Raw genomic sequence first — 17,729 nt, 5'->3', positions numbered from 1 at the left:
TAATTCCCCCTGGATGTGCGATGGCTGCACCTGCCTAGGACGCGATAGTACAGCCGGTTTGTCAACACCCGGCCCCGCCCGGGCGCGCGTGGCGCTACTTGCCGATGCAGAAGGTCGAAAAAATGTGACCCAGTAGATCGTCCGGCGCGGTGCGGCCGGTGATCTCGCCGAGCGCGTCGTGGCCGGCGCGCAGGGCCTCGGCGGCCAGGTCCAAGGCTTCGGCGGCCAGCGCGTCGCGGGCGGCGTCGAGCTCGGCAGCGGCGCGGCGCAGGGCGTCGACGTGGCGCGCGCGCGCGGTGAACGCGCCGCCGGCGTCCTCGCCCGCATCGCCCTGCCACAGCGCGCGCAGGCGCGCGTGCAGGGCGTCCAGACCGGCGCCGGTGCGGGCCGAGACCGGCAGCGCGCCGGCCATGCCGGGCGGCGGCGCCGGTGGCGCGGTGAGCAGGTCGGACTTGTTGAGCAGCCACAGCCGGGTCGGCACGCCGGCCACCGCGGCGTCGACGTCGGCGCGCCCTGCCCCGGGGTCGCGCGCGTCGAGCACCACCAGGGCAATGTCGGCGCGGCCGAGTTCGTCGCGCGCGCGGCGCATGCCCTCGCGTTCGATCAGGTCCTGCGATTCGCGCAGCCCGGCGGTGTCGACCAGGGTCAGCTCGACACCGTCGATGCGCACGGTTTCCTGCAGCAGGTCGCGGGTGGTGCCGGCGATGTCGGTGACGATGGCGCGGTCGTTGCCGGCCAGCGCGTTGAGCAGCGAACTCTTGCCGGCGTTGGGCGGGCCGACAATCACCGCGTGCAGGCCGTCGCGCAGCTTGCGCCCGCGCTCGGCGTCGGCCAGCAGCCCGGCGAGCGCGTCGACGGCCGCGTCCAGGCGCGCACGCAGTGCGCCGCCGCCGAGGGTGTCGAGCGGCTCGTCGGCGAAGTCGATCGCGGCCTCGGCGTGCACGCGCACGGCCAGCAGCTCGGCGGCGATGGCGGCGACGCGGCGCGAGAACTCGCCCTCCAGCGCGCGCCGCGCCGCGCGCGCGGCGCGGGCGTCACCGGCGGCGATCAGGTCGGCGACCGCCTCGGCCTGGGCCAGGTCGAGCTTGCCGTTGAGGAAGGCGCGTTCGCTGAACTCCCCCGGCCGCGCGCCGCGCGCGCCCAGCGCCTGGCAGCGTTCGACCAGCTGCTGCAGCACCGCGCGGCTGCCGTGGGCCTGCAGCTCGACCACGTCCTCGCCGGTGTAGCTGGCCGGGGCGCGGAAGCGCAGCGCGATGCCGTCGTCGATGGTCGCGCCGTCGGCGTCGACGAAGCGCGCGTGCAGCGCGCGGCGCACCGGCAGTGCGCGGCCGCCGCACAGCGCGCGTCCGATCGCCGCCGCGCGCGGACCGGACAGGCGCACGATGCCCACCCCGCCGGCACCCGGCGCGGTGGCGATGGCAACGATGGTGTCGCGGTCGTCGTGCATGGCCGCCATGTTCGCAGACCCGGATGCGCAGGGCCCGCCTTGCGGCGGGCCCTTGCAATCAGCTCTTGGCCGGCGTCGCGCCGTGCGGCGGGTCGGCGTACTTCCTGGTGATGATCCACTGCTGCAGCAGGCCCAGGCCGCCGTTGGCCACCTGGTACAGCACCAGGCCGGCCGGCAGGAAGGCCAGCACCACGCCGAAGATCAGCGGCATGGTCTGCATCATCTTCTGCTGCATCGGGTCCATGCCGGACATCGGCGTGAGCTTCTGCGTGGACCACATGATCGCGATGTTGAGCACGGGCAGGATGAAGTACGGGTCGCGCGCGGTCAGGTCCTGGATCCACAGCGTCCACGGCGCCTGGCGCAGCTCCACCGACTCCATCAGCATCCAGTACAGCGCCATGAAGATGATCATCTGCGGCAGCACCGGCAGGCAGCCGCCGACGGGATTGATCTTCTCCTTCTTGTACAGCTCCATCATCGCGGTCTGGAACTTCTGCTTGTCGTCGCCGTAGCGCTCCTTGAGCTGCGCGATGCGCGGCTGGAAGCGGCGCATCTTGGCGGTCGACTTGTACTGCGCCGCCGACAGCGGGAACAGCACCAGCTTGAGCATGCAGACCAGCGCGATGATCGCCCAGCCCCAGTTGCCGAACAGCGCGTGCAGCTTGGCCAGTACCCAGAACAGGCCCTGGCCGAGCACGGCGAAGATCTTGAAGCGGCTGTAGTCGACCGCGCGCTCCAGGCCCTTGACGTCCTGCGCGGCCAGCTGCGAGACCAGCTTCGGGCCGACCCACAGGCGCGCGTCGCTGACCGCGGTCCCGCCCGGCGCGAGCGAGAACGACGGCCCCATCGCGTGGATGCCGTCGACCTTGCCGGCCGTGGTCAGGCCGAAGCGCGCGGCCTGATCCTTCTGCGGGATCCAGGCGGTGAAGAAGTGGTGCTGCAGCAGCGCGATCCAGCCGCCGGTGACGGTGATGTCGAGCGGGCCGTCATCGACGAAGTCCTTGAACTTGCGGCCGTCGTAGCCGTCGGCCGCGCTGAACCACTTGGCGCCGGCGAAGCTGTACGACGCCGGGTCGGTCATGCTGCTTTTCTTTTCCGGCGGGATCCGCGCCAGCTGGCGGAACACGTAGCCCTGCCACGGCTGCCCCGACGCATTGACGACCTCGTCGTGGACCGCGATCGCGTAGCTGCCGCGGGTGAGCGTGTAGGTGCGATGGATGCGCACCGCCGCGCCGGGCGGCGAGACGAAGCTGACCTGCACGCTGTCCTGGCCGTCGGCGAGGCTGACCTGGCGCGGCTGCTCCGCGGCGGGCACAAGCTCGGGCACGGTCGCCCCGCCCTGCCCGATCCAGCCGCTGCGGGCGATGTAGTAGTTGGCCGGGTCGTCGTCGAGCAGCTTGACCGGCGGGCTGCCGGGGTCGCGGGTCTGCGGGTACTGCAGCAGCTGCGCGTCGAAGACGTTGCCGCCGTCGAGCGACAGCGTCAGCACGTCGGTGGTGACGCTCACGCGGTGGTCGCTGGCGACCGGGACCGGGGCGACGGTCGCTGCCGGCGTGCCGGATGACGCCGGGGTGGCCGAGGGCACGTCGTCGGCGCCCGCCATCGGCGCCGCGGCGGGGATCGTGGGCGCCGACGCGTCCGGCTCCATGCCCGGCAGCGCGCCGGCGCTGGGAGCGGAGGTTTCGGTCGCCGCCTGCGGCGGCGGGGTCTCCTGGTCCTTGCCCCACTGCATCCACAGCAACACCGCCACCATCAGCCAGGCGAAGATCAGGAAGGTACGGGTCTGGTTCATCAGGCAGGCAGGCTCGAGCCGTCGGCTGGGTCATCCGACGCGGGGTGGGAAGGAGGGGCAGCGGTCGCCGCGGGGGGGATTGTGCCGCCCGCGCCGGGCGGGGGCAATGCGCCGGCCTGCTGCAGCAGGCCGATGAAGCCCTCGCGCAACAGCCGGTTTTCCGTGTCCGCGGCTGCCCGGCGCGCGACCACGACGTAGTCGCCGGCGCGCAGCTGCGGGCGCAGCTGGCGGAACGCGTCGCGCAGCACGCGCTTGATGCGGTTGCGGCCGACCGCGTGCGGATCGACCTTGCGCGAAACGGCAAGGCCCAGCCGCGCCGGCGGCGGGCCGGCGACGAAATGCAGGGAGAACAGGGGCGACGCGGTCCGCCGGCCCTGCTGGAAGGCGCGGTCGTATTCCGCGCGCGCGCGTACCCGCACGTGGCGCGGGAACCGGGCAGTCATGGAAGCAACGACGCAATCCCGGTCATCGGCGACGGCCGGCCGGGATGGAACGGCCTCAGGCCGACAGGACCTTGCGACCCTTGGCACGGCGACGGGCCAGGATCTTGCGGCCGTCGGCGGTCTTCATGCGGGCACGGAAGCCGTGGTCGCGCTTGCGCTTGAGGTTGCTGGGTTGATAGGTGCGCTTGGTGGCCATGGCGTGGACTCGAGCAGTGACGCGTCGGAAAGAACCGGCGATTTTACCGGCTGGCGGATTGGCCGGTCAAGCAGGCCCCCGCGCCGCCCGCGCGCCCTGCCCCGCCCGGCGCCTCGCCAGTCCTCAACCGCCGGTGGCCGCGCACGCGTGATGCGCCTGCAGGGGTGCGGTGGTAGTCTGCCTGTTCCCTCGTTTCCGCGACCGCCGCGCACCCGGACCGGATGCGCGGCGCGCCGCCGTCATCGTGCAGAATCGAACGTAATGGATGCCTGGCCCCGCTGTCTCGAACGCCTCGAAGCCGAATTCCCGGCAGAGGACGTCCATGCCTGGCTCAAGCCGCTGCAGGCCACCTGGCGCGACGACGCCACCGTGCTGTACGCGCCCAACGCCTTCGTCCGCGACGAAGTCCGCAGCCGCTACCTGGAGCGGATCCGCGAGCTGCTGGGCCACTTCGCCGGCACCCCGGAGGTGACGCTGAAGATCGGTTCGCTGCCGCGCGCGGCCGCCGAGCGGCCAATGACCCCGGCAGTGCCCACCCGCGGCCCGCACGAGACCGTGGCCTTCGCCGGCAACCTCGACAGCCACTACACCTTCGACAACTTCGTCGAGGGCCGCAGCAACCAGCTCGGCCGCGCCGCCGCCTGGCACGCGGCGCAGAACCCCGGCGACCGTGCCCACAACCCGCTGCTGCTGTACGGCGGGACCGGCCTGGGCAAGACCCACCTGATGTTCGCGGCCGGCAACGAGATGCGCCGCCACAATCCCGGCATGCGCGTGCTGTACGTGCGCAGCGAGCAGTTCTTCAGCGCAATGATGAAGGCGCTGCAGGACAAGGCGATGGACGGCTTCAAGCGCCAGTTCCAGCAGGTCGACGCGCTGCTGATCGACGACATCCAGTTCTTCGCCGGCAAGGACCGCACCCAGGAGGAGTTCTTCCACACCTTCAACGCGCTGTTCGACGGCAAGCAGCAGATCATCATGACCTGCGACCGGTTCCCGCGCGAAGTCGAGGGCCTGGAGCCGCGGCTGAAATCGCGCCTGGCCTCGGGGCTGAGCGTGCCGATCGACCCGCCCGACTTCGAGACCCGCGCCCAGATCGTGCTGTCCAAGGCGCGCGAGCGCGGCGCCAACATCCCCGAGGACGTGGCGTTCCTGATCGCCAAGAAGATGCGCAGCAACGTGCGCGACCTGGAAGGCGCGCTCAACACTCTGGCCGCGCGGGCCAACTTCACCGGGCGGGCGATCACCCAGGAATTCGCCCAGGAGACCCTGCGCGACCTGCTGCGGGCGCAGCAGCAGGCGATCAGCATCGCCAACATCCAGAAGACCGTGGCAGACTACTACGGGTTGCAGATCAAGGATTTGCTGTCGAAGCGCCGGACCCGTTCGCTGGCCCGCCCCCGCCAGGTGGCGATGGCCCTGTCGAAGGAGCTGACCGAACACAGCCTGCCCGAGATCGGCGATGCCTTCGCCGGGCGCGACCACACCACGGTGCTGCATGCCTGCCGCCAGATCCGCGGCCTGCTCGGCACCGACGGCAAGCTCCACGAGGACTGGGAGAAGCTGATCCGAAAGCTCAGCGAGTGAGGAAACCGTTCGGCAGGGACCGGGGGACAGAAGGTGGAAAGCCTGTGGATAAAACGGGGGCGATCCCGGGGCCTGAAACTTATCCACAGAATGCCCCACCCGCGGCGGAGCAGTTATCAACGGCTTCGTCACCTCTAAAAGTCTAGTAAATTCAATACGTTACTGGCGTTACAACCAGATTTCAGCGACTCCAGCACCACCAGCTTTTGTATTTATCCCATTCTTTGAAGCAAGGGCATTGAGGAACGAACCGGCATGCGTTTCAGTCTGCAGCGCGAAGTTTTCCTGAAGCCGCTGGGCCAGGTGGTCAACGTCGTCGAACGACGCCAGACCCTGCCCGTGCTGGCCAACCTGCTGGTCCAGGTCAAGGACGGGCAACTGTCGCTGACCGGCACCGACCTGGAAGTCGAGATGATCGCCCGTTCGGCGGTCGACGACGCCCAGGACGGCGAGACCACGATCCCGGCACGCAAGCTGTTCGACATCGTCCGTGCCCTGCCCGACGGCAGCAAGATCTCGATCTCGCAGACCGGCGACAAGGTCACCGTGCAGGCCGGCCGCAGCCGTTTCACCCTGGCCAGCCTGTCGGCCAACGACTTCCCGTCGGTGGACGAAGTCGAAGCCACCGAGCGCGTCAGCGTGCCGGAAGCGGCGCTCAAGGAACTGATCGAACGCACCGCCTTCGCCATGGCCCAGCAGGACGTGCGCTACTACCTCAACGGCCTGCTGTTCGACTTGGGCGACCGCCGCCTGCGCTGCGTGGCCACCGACGGCCATCGCCTGGCCCTGTGCGAGACCGCGCTGGAGGCCGAAGGCCAGACCAAGCGTCAGATCATCGTCCCGCGCAAGGGCGTGCAGGAGCTGCAGCGCCTGCTCGAGGGCGGCGACCGCACGCTGGAGCTGGAAATGGGCCGCAACCACATCCGGGTCAAGCGCGACGATGTCACCTTCACCAGCAAGCTGATCGACGGCCGCTTCCCCGACTACGAGGCGGTGATCCCGATCGGTGCCGACCGCGAGGTCCGCATCGACCGCGAGGTCCTGCGCGCGGCCCTGCAGCGCGCGGCGATCCTGTCGAACGAGAAGTACCGCGGCGTCCGCCTGGAGGTCTCCCCCGGGCAGCTGAAGATCAACGCCCACAACCCCGAGCAGGAAGAAGCCCAGGAGGAAGTCGAGGCTGATACCAAGGTCGACGACCTGGCCGTGGGCTTCAACGTCAACTACCTGCTCGACGCGCTGGGCGCCCTGCGCGACGAGAACGTGGTGATCGCGCTGCGCGACGCCAATTCCTCGGCGCTGGTGCGCGAAGCGTCCAACGAGCGCTGCCGCCACGTCGTGATGCCGCTGCGGCTGTGATGCTGGGCGGTTTCACGTGGAACATCAACGCCCGGCCCGCTCCGGGCGTTTTGTTGTGCGCCGGCTGAGCCGATGCGCCTGTCCCGGCTCGAGGTCCGCCACCTGCGTCGTCTGTCCGGCGTGGCCATCGCGCCTGCTCCCGGCCTGAACCTGTTCGTCGGCGACAACGGTGCCGGCAAGACCAGCCTGCTGGAGGCCGTGCACCTGCTCGCCTATGGCCGCAGCTTCCGCGGCCGCGTGCGCGATGGCCTGGTGGCCACCGACGCCGCGGCGCTGGAGGTCTACGCCGAATGGCGGGAAGAAGCCGCGCAGCGGACGCGCAAGGCCGGGCTGCGCCACGGCGGACAGGCTTGGGAAGGTCGCCTGGACGGCCAGCCGGTGGCGTCGCTGGGCGAGCTGTGCGCGGCGCTGGCGGCGGTGAGCTTCGAACCGGGCAGCCACGCGCTGGTCGGTGGCGGCGGCGAACCGCGGCGACGCTACGTCGACTGGGGGCTGTTCCACGTGGAACCTGCCTTCCTGCCCCTGTGGCGCCGCTACGCGCGGGCGCTGAAGCAGCGCAACAGCCTGCTCAAGCAGCGCGTCGGCGCCGGACAGCTCGATGCCTGGGACCACGAGCTGGCCGAGGCCGGCGAACCCATGACTGCCCTGCGCGAGGCCTACCTGCAGCAGTTGCAGGCGCCGTTGGGCGCGATTTCGATGGAGCTGGCGCCCGTGCTGGGCGCGGCGACGGTCGAATTCCAGCCCGGCTGGCGTCGCGACGAGCTGTCGCTGGCCGACGCCCTGCTGCTGGCGCGCGACCGCGACCTGCAGGCCGGCTTCACTTCGGTCGGCCCGCATCGCGCAGACTGGCGCATCCGCCACGGGGCCCTGCCGCAGGGCGAGACGCTGTCGCGCGGGCAGGCCAAGCTCACCGCCCTGACCTGCGTGCTGGCGCAGGCCGAGCACTACGTCGACCAGCGCGGGGAATGGCCGGTGGTGCTGCTCGACGACCTGGCCTCGGAGCTTGATCGCGGCCACCAGCGCCGCGTGCTGGCGCGGCTGGCGGCCGGGCAGGCGCAGGTTTTCGTCACCGGCACCGAGCTGCCGGCCGCCGATGCGCTGGCGGGGCGGGACCACGCGGTGTTCCACGTGGAACAAGGCGGGATCCGCCCCGCCTGAACCGGGTCGCGGCGCGGCCTGCGACGATGGCGTGGCCCGTGAATTGCTATATGAGTTGCTATAATGGCAGGCATCCATAGCTAATGTGTCTGGGCGCCGGCCTCCCGTCGCCCCGGGAGTGCTGAGCCGAATGACCGAACCTACCCTTGGCGCCGAGCAGGGCCAGAGCAACGCCTACGATTCCAGCCGGATCACCGTGCTGCGCGGCCTGGAGGCCGTGCGCAAGCGCCCCGGCATGTACATCGGCGACGTCCACGACGGCACCGGCCTGCATCACATGGTGTTCGAGGTGGTCGACAACTCGATCGACGAGGCCTTGGCCGGGCACGCGGACGACGTGACCGTGACCATCCACGAGGACGGCTCGGTGTCTGTGTCCGACAACGGGCGCGGCATCCCGGTCGACATCCACAAGGAAGAGGGCGTCTCGGCGGCGCAGGTCATCATGACCCAGCTGCACGCCGGCGGTAAATTCGACGACAACAGCTACAAGGTCTCCGGCGGACTGCACGGCGTCGGTGTCTCGGTGGTCAACGCGCTGTCGCAGAAGCTCACGCTCGACATCTGGCGCAACGGCTACCACCACCACCAGGAATACGCCATGGGCGAGCCGGTGGCGCCGCTGGAGCGGCTGGAGCCCTCCGACAAGCGCGGCACGCTGGTGCGGTTCTGGCCAGCGCACGAGACCTTCAGCGACGTCGAATTCCACTACGACATCCTCGCCCGGCGCCTGCGCGAGCTGTCCTTCCTCAATTCCGGGGTCAAGGTCGTGCTGGTCGACGAGCGCGGGGAAGGGCGCCGCGACGTGTTCCAGTACGAAGGCGGCATCGCCTCGTTCGTCGAGCACCTGGCCCAGGTCAAGACGCCGCTGCACCCGAACGTCATCTCGGTCAGCGGCGAAGAGGCCGGCATCACCGTCGACGTGGCGCTGCAGTGGACCGACTCCTACCAGGAGACGATGTTCTGCTTCACCAACAACATCCCGCAGAAGGACGGCGGCACCCACCTGATCGGCTTCCGCGCCGCGCTCACGCGCACGCTGACCAACTACATCGAGCAGAGCGGGATCGCCAAGCAGGCCAAGGTCAACCTGTCCGGCGACGACATGCGCGAGGGCATGATCGCCGTGCTCAGCGTCAAGGTGCCGGATCCGAGCTTCTCCTCGCAGACAAAGGAAAAACTCGTCTCATCTGACGTGAGACCAGTCGTTGAGCACACGTTCGGCGCACGTTTGGAGGAGTTCCTGCAGGAACACCCCAACGAGGCCAAGGCCATCGCCGGCAAGATCGTCGACGCCGCCCGCGCCCGCGAGGCCGCGCGCAAGGCCCGCGACCTGACCCGGCGCAAGGGTGCGCTGGACATCGCCGGCCTGCCGGGCAAGCTCGCCGACTGCCAGGAGAAGGATCCGGCGCTGTCGGAGCTGTTCATCGTCGAGGGCGACTCGGCCGGCGGCTCGGCCAAGCAGGGCCGCAACCGCAAGAACCAGGCGGTGCTGCCGCTGCGCGGCAAGATCCTCAACGTCGAGCGTGCGCGCTTCGACCGCATGCTGTCCTCGGACCAGGTCGGCACCCTGATCACCGCGCTGGGCACCGGCATCGGCCGCGACGAATACAACCCGGACAAGCTGCGCTACCACCGCATCATCATCATGACCGACGCCGACGTCGACGGCGCGCATATCCGTACGCTGCTGCTGACGTTCTTCTACCGGCAGATGCCGGAGCTGATCGAGCGCGGCTACGTCTACATCGGCCTGCCGCCGCTGTACAAGATCAAGCAGGGCAAGACCGAGCTCTACCTCAAGGACGACGCGGCGCTGGACGCGTACCTGGCCGGCAACGCGGTCGAGGGCGCTGCGCTGGTCCCGGCCGACGGCGAGCCGCCGATCGAGGGCCAGGCGCTGGAGCAGCTGCTGCTGGCCTATGCCCGCGCGCGCGACACCATCGCCCGCAACGCGCACCGCTTCGATCCGCTGGTGCTCGAGTCGCTGATCGACTTCACCCCGCTGGACGCCGAGCACTTCGCCCGCAACACCGACGAGCGCCACGAGCTGGACGCGCTGGAAAAGCGCCTCAACCGCAGCGGGCTGGGCAAGCCGCGCTATTCGCTGGAGCTGCAGGCGGCCAGCGACACCCGGCCCGGCGCGCTGCTGGTCACGCGCCGGCACATGGGCGAGGAGCTGGTGCAGGTGCTGCCGTTCTCGGCTTTCGAAACCGGCGACCTGCGGCCGCTGCGCGACACCGCGGCGCTGCTGCACGGCCTGGTCCGCGAGGGCGCGAGGATCGTGCGCGGCAACCGCGTGCAGCCGATCGCCAGCTTCGCCGACGCGCAGGCCTGGTTGCTGGACGAGGCGAAGAAGGGCCGCCAGATCCAGCGCTTCAAGGGCCTGGGCGAGATGAACCCGGAGCAGCTGTGGGACACCACGGTCAATCCGGACACGCGCCGCCTGCTGCAGGTGCGGATCGAGGACGCGGTGGCCGCCGACCAGATCTTCAGCACCCTGATGGGCGACATCGTCGAGCCGCGGCGCGAGTTCATCGAGGACAACGCGCTGAGGGTCGCCAACCTCGACATCTGACCGGCGCCGCGTGGAAACCCCAGCCGCCGTGGCCGACGCGCCACCGCCGCTGCCGGCACTGCCGCTGAAGCCGGCGCTGCGCGCGTTCGCGGCCGATGGGCTGCTGGCGCTGCTGCTGGTGTTCGGCGTCTCCGTCGCCGGGGGCCTGGCGTGGGCGATATGGCAGGGCGTCAAGCTGGGACTGGAAGGCGGCGGCGCAGCCGACCCGGCGCAGGTCGCCGCGCGGATCGGCGAACCGCAGGGCCTGGCCCTGGTCGCGATCAGCGTGCTGGCCACCGCATCGGCCGCGCTGCTGCTGTACGTCTGGCGACGCCGGGCCACGCCCGGCGAGCGGGCCGCGTCCCGCGCCGCCGCGCGCCGGCCCGCGACCTGGGGCTGGGCACTGCTGGCCGGCCTGGCCGCGTTCGCCTTCAGCGCCGTCTCCACCATGCTGGCCGGGCAGGCCGGCGTCGAACCGGTCCCCACCAACCAGCCGCTGATCGAGGCGGTGGGCGAGCGCTTCCCGCTGCTGCTGCTGGTATTCGTGGCGCTGCTGGCGCCGGCCTACGAGGAGCTGCTGTTCCGGCGCGTGCTGTTCGGTCGCCTCTGGGCCGCCGGGCGCCCGCTGCTGGGTTTGATGCTGAGCAGCGCGCTGTTCGCCTGCATGCACGAGGTGCCGGGGCTGGGCGACAACCCGCCGCTGGCCAGCGGCCTGCTGTGGCTCTGCTACGCGGTGATGGGCGCGCTGTTCGCCTGGGTCTACCGCCGCACCGGTACGCTGTGGGCCGCGGTCGGCGCCCACGCCGTGAACAACGCCATCGCCGGGATACTGCTGCTGGCGGGCATGCATTGACGGATCCATGCATTGACGGGTCCTTGATACGCCGCGGGCTACAACCGGCGGCAGCCTTCCATCCAAACCAAGGGGAAACACCATGAGGAAGCTCCTGCTCGGCCTGGCCATCGCCGCGGCCACCGCCGGCTGCGCGACCATGACCTCGCCCACCGGCCGCACCCAGTACGTGGGCGCGGTCTCGCAGGCCCAGCTCGACCAGATGGGCGAGCAGGCCTTCGCCGAGGCCAAGGCCAAGACGCCGCAGAGCAAGGACAGCAAGCAGGTCGCCTACGTACGCTGCGTGGTCGACGCGCTGGTGCGCGAACTGCCGGCCGGCAGCGGCCAGGGCACGGCCTGGGACACCGCGGTGTTCGTCAACGACGAGCCCAACGCCTTCGCCCTGCCGGGCGGCAAGGTCGGCGTCTACACCGGCATCTTCAAGGCGGCGGAGAACCAGGACCAGCTGGCCGCGGTGATCGGCCACGAGATCGGCCACGTCATCGCCCACCACCACGACGAGCGCATCACCCGCCAGCTGGCCGCGCAGGGCCTGCTCGGGGTGGCCGGCGAAATGGCCGGCGCGCGCTACGGCGAGGGCGCGGCCAACACCACCACGCAGCTCGGCGGCATGGCGGCGCAGGGGTTCTTCCTGCTGCCCAACTCGCGCGCGCAGGAGTCCGAAGCCGACGTGGTCGGCCAGCAGCTGATGGCCAAGGCCGGCTTCGACCCGCGCGCGGCGGTGGACCTGTGGCAGAACATGATCGGCGCCGGCGGCAGCCGCCCGCCGCAGTGGCTGTCCACCCACCCCGATCCGAATGCACGCATCGGCGAACTCGGTTCGCGCGCCAACGGCCTGCTGCCGACCTACGAACAGGCGCGCGCGGCCGGCCGCAAACCACGCTGTGGCTGAAACTTGCGTTAAGCGGGCAATAGCGCGCGTAATGGCGTTTCTGCTAGTTTCGCAAACCCGCCCTGCAAAGGCGGCGCGATCTCTGCTTCCAATCCATGCTGCCAGGTGACCCATGTCGACCCATCTCCTTCGCACCCACCTGCTGACCGCCGCGATCGCCGGCGCGGTCATGCTGGTGTCCACGACCCCGTCCCTGGCGCAGACCCGTGCCCAGCAGTCGCACGACCAGCGCGCGAACAAGTCGGAGAAGGGCGCCGCCGCCCAGGAGCTGTTTCCCGAGGCCACCCGCAAGCAGCCGACGGAGAAGGCCTCGGCCAAGCTGTCGTCGAAGCTGCAGAAGATGATCGACCTGTACAACGACGACAAGAGCGCCGAAGCCCGCGCCGCGGCGGACGAGATCATCGCCAATGACAAGGCCAACGCCTACGAGCGCGCCCTCGCCAACCAGATCGCCGCGCAGGCCGCCTATTCGGCCGACGACAGCGCCGCCGCGCAGGACTACCTGAAGGCCGCGCTGGAAGCCGACGGCCTCGACAACAACGGCCACTACCAGTCGATGTACATGCTCGCCCAGCTGCAGATGGAGGACGAGAAGTACACCGAGGCGCTGGCCACCATCGACCGCTACCTCGATGAGACCAAGTCGCAGAAGCCGGAAAACCTCGTGGTCAAGGGCAACATCCTGTACCGGCTGGAGCGCTACCCCGAGGCGATCGCCGCGCTCAAGCAGGGCATCGACGCCGCCGGCGAAGACGCGCGTCCGGACTGGCAGCAGGTGCTGATGGCCGCCTACTTCGACAGCGACCAGCCCGCCGAGGCGGCCAAGGTCGCCGAGGCCGCGCTGGCCAAGAGCCCGGACGACAAGAAGCTGCAGATGAACCTGATCTCCATCTACATGCAGGCCGACCAGAACGACAAGGCCATCGCGCTGATGGAGAAGATGCGCGCCTCCGGACAGCTCTCGGACGAGCGCGACTACCGCAACCTCTACGCGATGTACATGAATACCGAAGGCCGCGAGAAGGAAGGCATCGCGGTCATCAAGGAAGGCCTGGACAAGGGCGTCCTGAAGCCGGATTTCCAGACCTACCTCGCGCTCGGCCAGGCCTACTACTTCACCGACCAGCCCGCGCTGGCGATCGAGAACTACCGCAAGGCCGCACCGCTCGCCCCGGATGGCGAGACCTACCTCAACCTGGCCCGGCTGCTGTGGGGCGAGGGCCAGTTGGGCGAAGCCAAGCAGGCCGCCCAGCAGGCGCTGGACAAGGGCGTCAAGCAGCCCGAGGAAGCAAAAAAGATCCTCGCACAGAAGGGATAAGGACCTCCTGCAACCGGGCAGGAACTGTTGGTATCGACTGCCCGGATTGGTATAAGCTTGGAAATTCCCGCGGCCGAAAGGGCCGTGGATCAACACCATCCGGGGCGCTGCGGCGTCCGGCCCTATTTCGAGCCCGCTGCGCATGACGGAACTGTTGCCGACCCACTACAAGCATGACAACCGCGAGGACGATGGCCTGAACTGGCCGCGCATCGCGGGCATTACCGTGGCAATCGCGGTGCACGTCGCGGCGCTGATGCTGATCCTGGCCCCGGTGGCGCCCCCGGGCGGCGCCGACGAGGAAGACGACGCGACCCGCGTGGTCATCATCGAGCCGCCGCCCCCGCCGCCCCCGCCGCCGCCGCCGCCGCCGGAGCCGCCGAAGCCCCAGCCGATCAAGGAGCTGGTGCCGCCGCAGCCCGCGCCGCTGCCGCCGCCGCCGGAAGAGCCGCCGGTGGTCTTCGACGAGCCTTCGCCGATGGACACCCCGGCACCGCCGCCGGCACCGCCGGCACCGCCGGCACCGCAGGCGGACATCGGCGCCTCGGTCGACATCTCCTCGAAGAACATGAACCCGCCGCGGTATCCGCCGTCGGCAGTCCGCGCCGGCATCGAAGGCACGGTGATCCTGGTCATCGACGTCGACGCCAACGGCAACGTCGTCGACGTGTCGGTGGAGAAGTCCAGCCGCAACCGCGACCTGGACCGCGCCGCCATCGCCGCCGCCAAGAAGTGGCGCTTCAACCCGTCGATCGTGAACGGGCAGAAGGCCGCCGGCCGCGTCCGCGTCCCCGTCGACTTCAACCTGGGCGGCTGATCCACCGCCGCCCGCCCGAGACACCGGTTCCACGCGTCATCCGTTACACCGATCCATCCAACTCCAAACCACAACATTCAAAAAGGTAAGCGCCATGCTGCAGGAAACCACCAACGCGCCCGCCGCCGCCCCCGGAGGCGACGCTGCTGCTGCTCTCTCCCAGATGGGTGCCGACCATCTGATCAACGAGATGGTCACCAATCCTGGACAGCACGTCGTCCAGTGGGTGGTCTCCCTTACCCTGATCCTGATGTCGGTCATGGCGATCTACTGGATCGTCGTCAACCTCCTGAAGAACATGAACCTGCGTCGCCGCGGCGACTCGGTCGTGAGCACCTTCTGGGAGACCACCAACGCGCAGGATGCGATCCGCTACATGGAAGAGCAGCCGAGCAGCGAACCGTTCTCCAAGATCGCCCTCGACGCCGCCCAGGCCGCTGCGCACCACCAGCAGCATGAAGGCTCGCGCCTGGTCGAATCGCTGAACCGCTCCGAGTTCGTCGACCGTGCCCTGCGCCAGGCCGTGACCCGCGAGTCGATGCGCCTGGAAAGCGGCTTGACCGTGCTTGCCTCGATCGGCGCGACCGCCCCGTTCGTCGGCCTGCTCGGTACCGTCGTGGGCATCTACGGCGCACTGATCCGCCTTGGTGCCGGTGGCCAGGCCTCGATCGACGCGGTGGCCGGCCCGGTGGGCGAGGCGCTGATCATGACCGCGTTCGGTCTGTTCGTCGCGATCCCGGCGGTGCTTGGCTACAACTTCTTCGTGCGCCTGAACCGCATCACGAACAACAAGTTCGACACCTTCGCGCACGATCTGCACGACTTCTTCGCTACCGGCGCCCGCGTCGGCGAAGTTCAGGTCAAGCGCTAATTCGCATCTGACGGAGTCCGGATATGGCTTTCAGTGCCAACGACAGCGGCAGCGGCGCGCCGAAGGCTGACATCAACGTCGTTCCCCTCGTCGACGTGCTGCTGGTGCTGCTGATCATCTTCATGGTCACGGCACCGCTGATGTCGCACAAGATCAAGGTGGAGCTGCCACAGGCCAACCTTGACCAGGTGGACGAGTCCAAGGTCAAGGTGCAGCCGATCACGCTGGCTGTCACCGAGAACGGGGACGTCTACTGGAACGACCAGGCGGTGACCCGCGACATGCTGGAAAGCCAGCTTGCGGTCGAGGCGCAGAAGACGCCGCAGCCGGCGGTCAACATCCGCGGCGACAAGACCACCCGGTATCACTCGATCAACGAGGTGGTCAACCTCGCGCAGGCCAAGGGGATGCGCAAGGTCGGTTTCGTGGCCACCAAAGAACAGAACCGCTGAGGACACTGCGTCATGGCATTTTCTTCCAACTCCGAAGACGGCGGCGCGATGTCCGACATGAACATCATTCCGCTTGCGGACGTGATGCTCGTACTGTTGGTCATCTTCATGATGACGGCGCCGATTCCGTCGTACCCGATTGACATCGACCTGCCGCAGCGCTCGCTGACGCCGCCGGTCAATCCGATCGAACCGCCGGAGCCGATCCGCCTGCGCATCGACCAGTCCGGCACGGTGTACTGGAACGACAGTCCCACGCCGCTGTCGGCGCTGCGCAACATGATGGAGACCGAGGTCCAGCGGGACGTCAACAACCAGCCGACGCTGGAGATCGACGTCAACGAAGAGGCCGAGTACGAAGTGCTTGCCAAGGTCCTGGCCTCGGCCAAGAACGCGCAGATGCAGAAGATCGGTTTCGTCAAGAAGTAACCGCACCACCGCCGGCCGCGCACCTGCAGCGTGCGGCCGGCGGGCTTGCCAATTTGGAACGCCGCCCACATGGGCGGCGTTTTCTTTTGTGCCGCGCATGCGCTTTCGCCGGGTAGGGCGGTTTCGCGCCCGGGACGCGCGCGGTCGTGTGGCTCAGGCCAGGATCGACAGGTAGCGGCGCACGGTGGCGGCCAGGCCCTCGTACAGGGCCTCGCCGACCAGAGCGTGGCCGATCGAGACTTCCAGTACGTTCGGCACCGCGTCGAGAAAGGCGCCCAGGTTGGCCTGGTCCAGATCGTGGCCGGCGTTGACGCCGAGTCCGGCGCCGGCCGCGGCACGCGCGGTGTCGGCATAGGCGGGCAGGGCATCGGCCGCGCCGCCGCCGGCGAAGGCCTCCGCATACGGCCCGGTGTACAGCTCCACCCGCGCCGCGCCGATCGCGGCGGCCCGCGCCACATCGGCGCCGGTGTCGGCGAACAGGCTGACCCGGCAGCCCAGCGCCCGCAGCCGGGCGACCAGCGGCGCCAGTGTGTCGGCGTCGCGGGCAAAGTCGAAACCGTGGTCGGAGGTCAGCTGCGCGTCGCTGTCCGGCACCAGCGTGGCCTGCGCCGGACGCACCGCCTCGCACAGGGCGATGAAGCCCGGATAGCCGGGCCGCGGGGGCGCGAACGGATTGCCCTCGAGGTTGAACTCCACGCCGTACTCGCGCGTGACCGCGGCCAGCGCATGCACGTCGTCCTCGCGGGTGTGGCGCGCATCGGGGCGCGGGTGCACGGTGATGCCGTGCGCGCCGGCGTCCAGGCAGGTGCGCGCGGCGCGCACGATGTCCGGCTCGCGGCCGCCGCGCGAGTTGCGCAGTACCGCGATCTTGTTGAGGTTGACGCTGAGGACGGTCACGCTGTGCGCGCTGCGGTCAGGCCGCCGGGGGCTGGTCGCCGCCGGCCGCGCGGTTGGCCGCGGCCTGCTCGCGCAGGCGGTGCAGTTCGGCGGGGTCGAGGATGAAGTTCTCGTCCCGGCTCTGGCTGCCGATGCGCCGCGCCAGCAGGCCGAGCACGGCAGCGACCACGAAGCCCAGCGCGGCCAGCAGGCAGACCACCGCCAGTGCCACCGACGTCGACTTGAGCGCCACCGCGAACGCGGCCAGCGCCAACAGCAGGTAGAGCCAGACCATGCGCCATTCCTCGGCTGGTGGAGTCGGCGACAGTCTAACCGGCCGACGCCGGGACCCGGGCTGCCGCCCGGCGCCGGGGTGGGCGCGCCCGTCGCCACGCGGCTGACCGTCTCCGCGCGGGCAGTGTCGGACTCCGAACCCTTCTCCCGCTTGCGGGAGAAGGTGCCGAAGGCGGATGAGGGCGCGAGCGCAGCGAACCGCTTGTGCCGTTTCCGCGGAGAACAGGATCAACCGCGTTTCGCACGCCGCCCGTGCACCACCCTTCATGCGTGTGCAAAGAAGCCTGGCGCAAAGGAAATCCCGCCTGCGCGGGGATGACGATCCATGGGCACGGAAGATGACGCGGCACGGAGCGGTGCCCCTGTGGGAGCGGCCATGGCCGCGATG

General features: G+C 69.6%; 17 protein-coding genes. 11 read left to right on the top strand and 6 right to left on the bottom strand.

What is annotated here, in order from left to right:
- Nucleotides 1-94: 94 nt before the first annotated feature.
- Genes mnmE through rpmH form a run of 4 tightly spaced genes read right to left on the bottom strand, consistent with a single transcriptional unit; the run spans nucleotide 95 to nucleotide 3,881 of the window.
- Entirely contained in the window at nucleotides 95-1,447 is a 1,353-nt protein-coding gene (gene mnmE, locus ABD679_RS01005; protein WP_344758231.1) for a tRNA uridine-5-carboxymethylaminomethyl(34) synthesis GTPase MnmE, read from the bottom strand.
- Between the two features lie 58 nt (nucleotides 1,448-1,505).
- On the bottom strand, nucleotides 1,506-3,242 hold the full coding sequence (gene yidC, locus ABD679_RS01000) for a membrane protein insertase YidC (RefSeq protein WP_344758055.1): 1,737 nt from the start codon (nucleotides 3,240-3,242) through the stop codon (nucleotides 1,506-1,508).
- The gene (gene rnpA, locus ABD679_RS00995) at nucleotides 3,242-3,685 is read right to left on the bottom strand and encodes a ribonuclease P protein component (protein WP_344758054.1); all 444 of its coding nucleotides are present in this window, start codon (nucleotides 3,683-3,685) and stop codon (nucleotides 3,242-3,244) included. Before rnpA ends, yidC begins: the two co-directional genes overlap by 1 nt.
- A gap of 55 nt (nucleotides 3,686-3,740) precedes the next feature.
- Nucleotides 3,741-3,881, bottom strand: a complete 141-nt coding sequence (gene rpmH / locus ABD679_RS00990; protein WP_076585856.1) for a 50S ribosomal protein L34 — start codon at nucleotides 3,879-3,881, stop codon at nucleotides 3,741-3,743.
- A 261-nt stretch (nucleotides 3,882-4,142) separates the two neighbouring features.
- On the opposite strand from rpmH, the gene dnaA reads away from it, so the two are divergent.
- The 11 genes from dnaA (at nucleotide 4,143) to ABD679_RS00935 (ending at nucleotide 16,171) form a co-directional block, all read left to right on the top strand.
- Nucleotides 4,143-5,468 (top strand): chromosomal replication initiator protein DnaA, encoded by a 1,326-nt coding sequence (dnaA, locus tag ABD679_RS00985; RefSeq protein ID WP_344758053.1) that lies wholly within the window; start codon nucleotides 4,143-4,145, stop codon nucleotides 5,466-5,468.
- Between the two features lie 255 nt (nucleotides 5,469-5,723).
- On the top strand, nucleotides 5,724-6,824 hold the full coding sequence (dnaN, locus tag ABD679_RS00980) for a DNA polymerase III subunit beta (RefSeq protein WP_344758052.1): 1,101 nt from the start codon (nucleotides 5,724-5,726) through the stop codon (nucleotides 6,822-6,824).
- A 72-nt stretch (nucleotides 6,825-6,896) separates the two neighbouring features.
- Nucleotides 6,897-7,982 carry a DNA replication/repair protein RecF gene (recF, locus tag ABD679_RS00975; protein ID WP_344758051.1) on the top strand — a complete coding sequence of 362 codons (1,086 nt, stop codon included), beginning with the start codon at nucleotides 6,897-6,899 and terminating at the stop codon, nucleotides 7,980-7,982.
- Between the two features lie 130 nt (nucleotides 7,983-8,112).
- On the top strand, nucleotides 8,113-10,560 hold the full coding sequence (gyrB, locus tag ABD679_RS00970; RefSeq protein ID WP_344758050.1) for a DNA topoisomerase (ATP-hydrolyzing) subunit B: 2,448 nt from the start codon (nucleotides 8,113-8,115) through the stop codon (nucleotides 10,558-10,560).
- A gap of 10 nt (nucleotides 10,561-10,570) precedes the next feature.
- Entirely contained in the window at nucleotides 10,571-11,392 is an 822-nt protein-coding gene (locus ABD679_RS00965) for a CPBP family intramembrane glutamic endopeptidase (RefSeq protein WP_344758049.1), read from the top strand.
- Nucleotides 11,393-11,474: 82 nt separating this feature from the next.
- Entirely contained in the window at nucleotides 11,475-12,284 is an 810-nt protein-coding gene (locus ABD679_RS00960; protein WP_344758048.1) for a M48 family metallopeptidase, read from the top strand.
- A 112-nt stretch (nucleotides 12,285-12,396) separates the two neighbouring features.
- A complete protein-coding gene (locus tag ABD679_RS00955; RefSeq protein ID WP_344758047.1) occupies nucleotides 12,397-13,602 on the top strand; it encodes a tetratricopeptide repeat protein in 1,206 nt (401 codons plus the stop codon).
- Nucleotides 13,603-13,744: 142 nt separating this feature from the next.
- Nucleotides 13,745-14,419 carry an energy transducer TonB gene (locus ABD679_RS00950; RefSeq protein ID WP_344758046.1) on the top strand — a complete coding sequence of 225 codons (675 nt, stop codon included), beginning with the start codon at nucleotides 13,745-13,747 and terminating at the stop codon, nucleotides 14,417-14,419.
- A 94-nt stretch (nucleotides 14,420-14,513) separates the two neighbouring features.
- Nucleotides 14,514-15,290 (top strand): MotA/TolQ/ExbB proton channel family protein, encoded by a 777-nt coding sequence (locus ABD679_RS00945; protein WP_344758045.1) that lies wholly within the window; start codon nucleotides 14,514-14,516, stop codon nucleotides 15,288-15,290.
- Nucleotides 15,291-15,313: 23 nt separating this feature from the next.
- Nucleotides 15,314-15,742, top strand: a complete 429-nt coding sequence (locus ABD679_RS00940; RefSeq protein WP_344758044.1) for an ExbD/TolR family protein — start codon at nucleotides 15,314-15,316, stop codon at nucleotides 15,740-15,742.
- A 12-nt stretch (nucleotides 15,743-15,754) separates the two neighbouring features.
- Nucleotides 15,755-16,171 (top strand): ExbD/TolR family protein, encoded by a 417-nt coding sequence (locus tag ABD679_RS00935; protein ID WP_344758043.1) that lies wholly within the window; start codon nucleotides 15,755-15,757, stop codon nucleotides 16,169-16,171.
- Between the two features lie 153 nt (nucleotides 16,172-16,324).
- Here the strand turns inward: ABD679_RS00935 and ABD679_RS00930 are convergent, their stop codons facing one another.
- Together ABD679_RS00930 and ABD679_RS00925 are read right to left on the bottom strand one after the other, a co-directional pair.
- On the bottom strand, nucleotides 16,325-17,068 hold the full coding sequence (locus ABD679_RS00930) for a pyridoxine 5'-phosphate synthase (protein WP_344758042.1): 744 nt from the start codon (nucleotides 17,066-17,068) through the stop codon (nucleotides 16,325-16,327).
- 16 nt (nucleotides 17,069-17,084) lie between these two features.
- On the bottom strand, nucleotides 17,085-17,342 hold the full coding sequence (locus ABD679_RS00925) for a hypothetical protein (RefSeq protein ID WP_344758041.1): 258 nt from the start codon (nucleotides 17,340-17,342) through the stop codon (nucleotides 17,085-17,087).
- Nucleotides 17,343-17,729 lie beyond the last annotated feature (387 nt).

Origin of the sequence: Luteimonas lutimaris, from assembly GCF_039537065.1 — a bacterium.
Taxonomy (GTDB): Bacteria; Pseudomonadota; Gammaproteobacteria; order Xanthomonadales; family Xanthomonadaceae; genus Luteimonas; species Luteimonas lutimaris.
The sequence above is the reverse complement of the archived record's forward strand: the minus strand, read 5'-3'. Positions and strand labels throughout refer to the sequence as shown.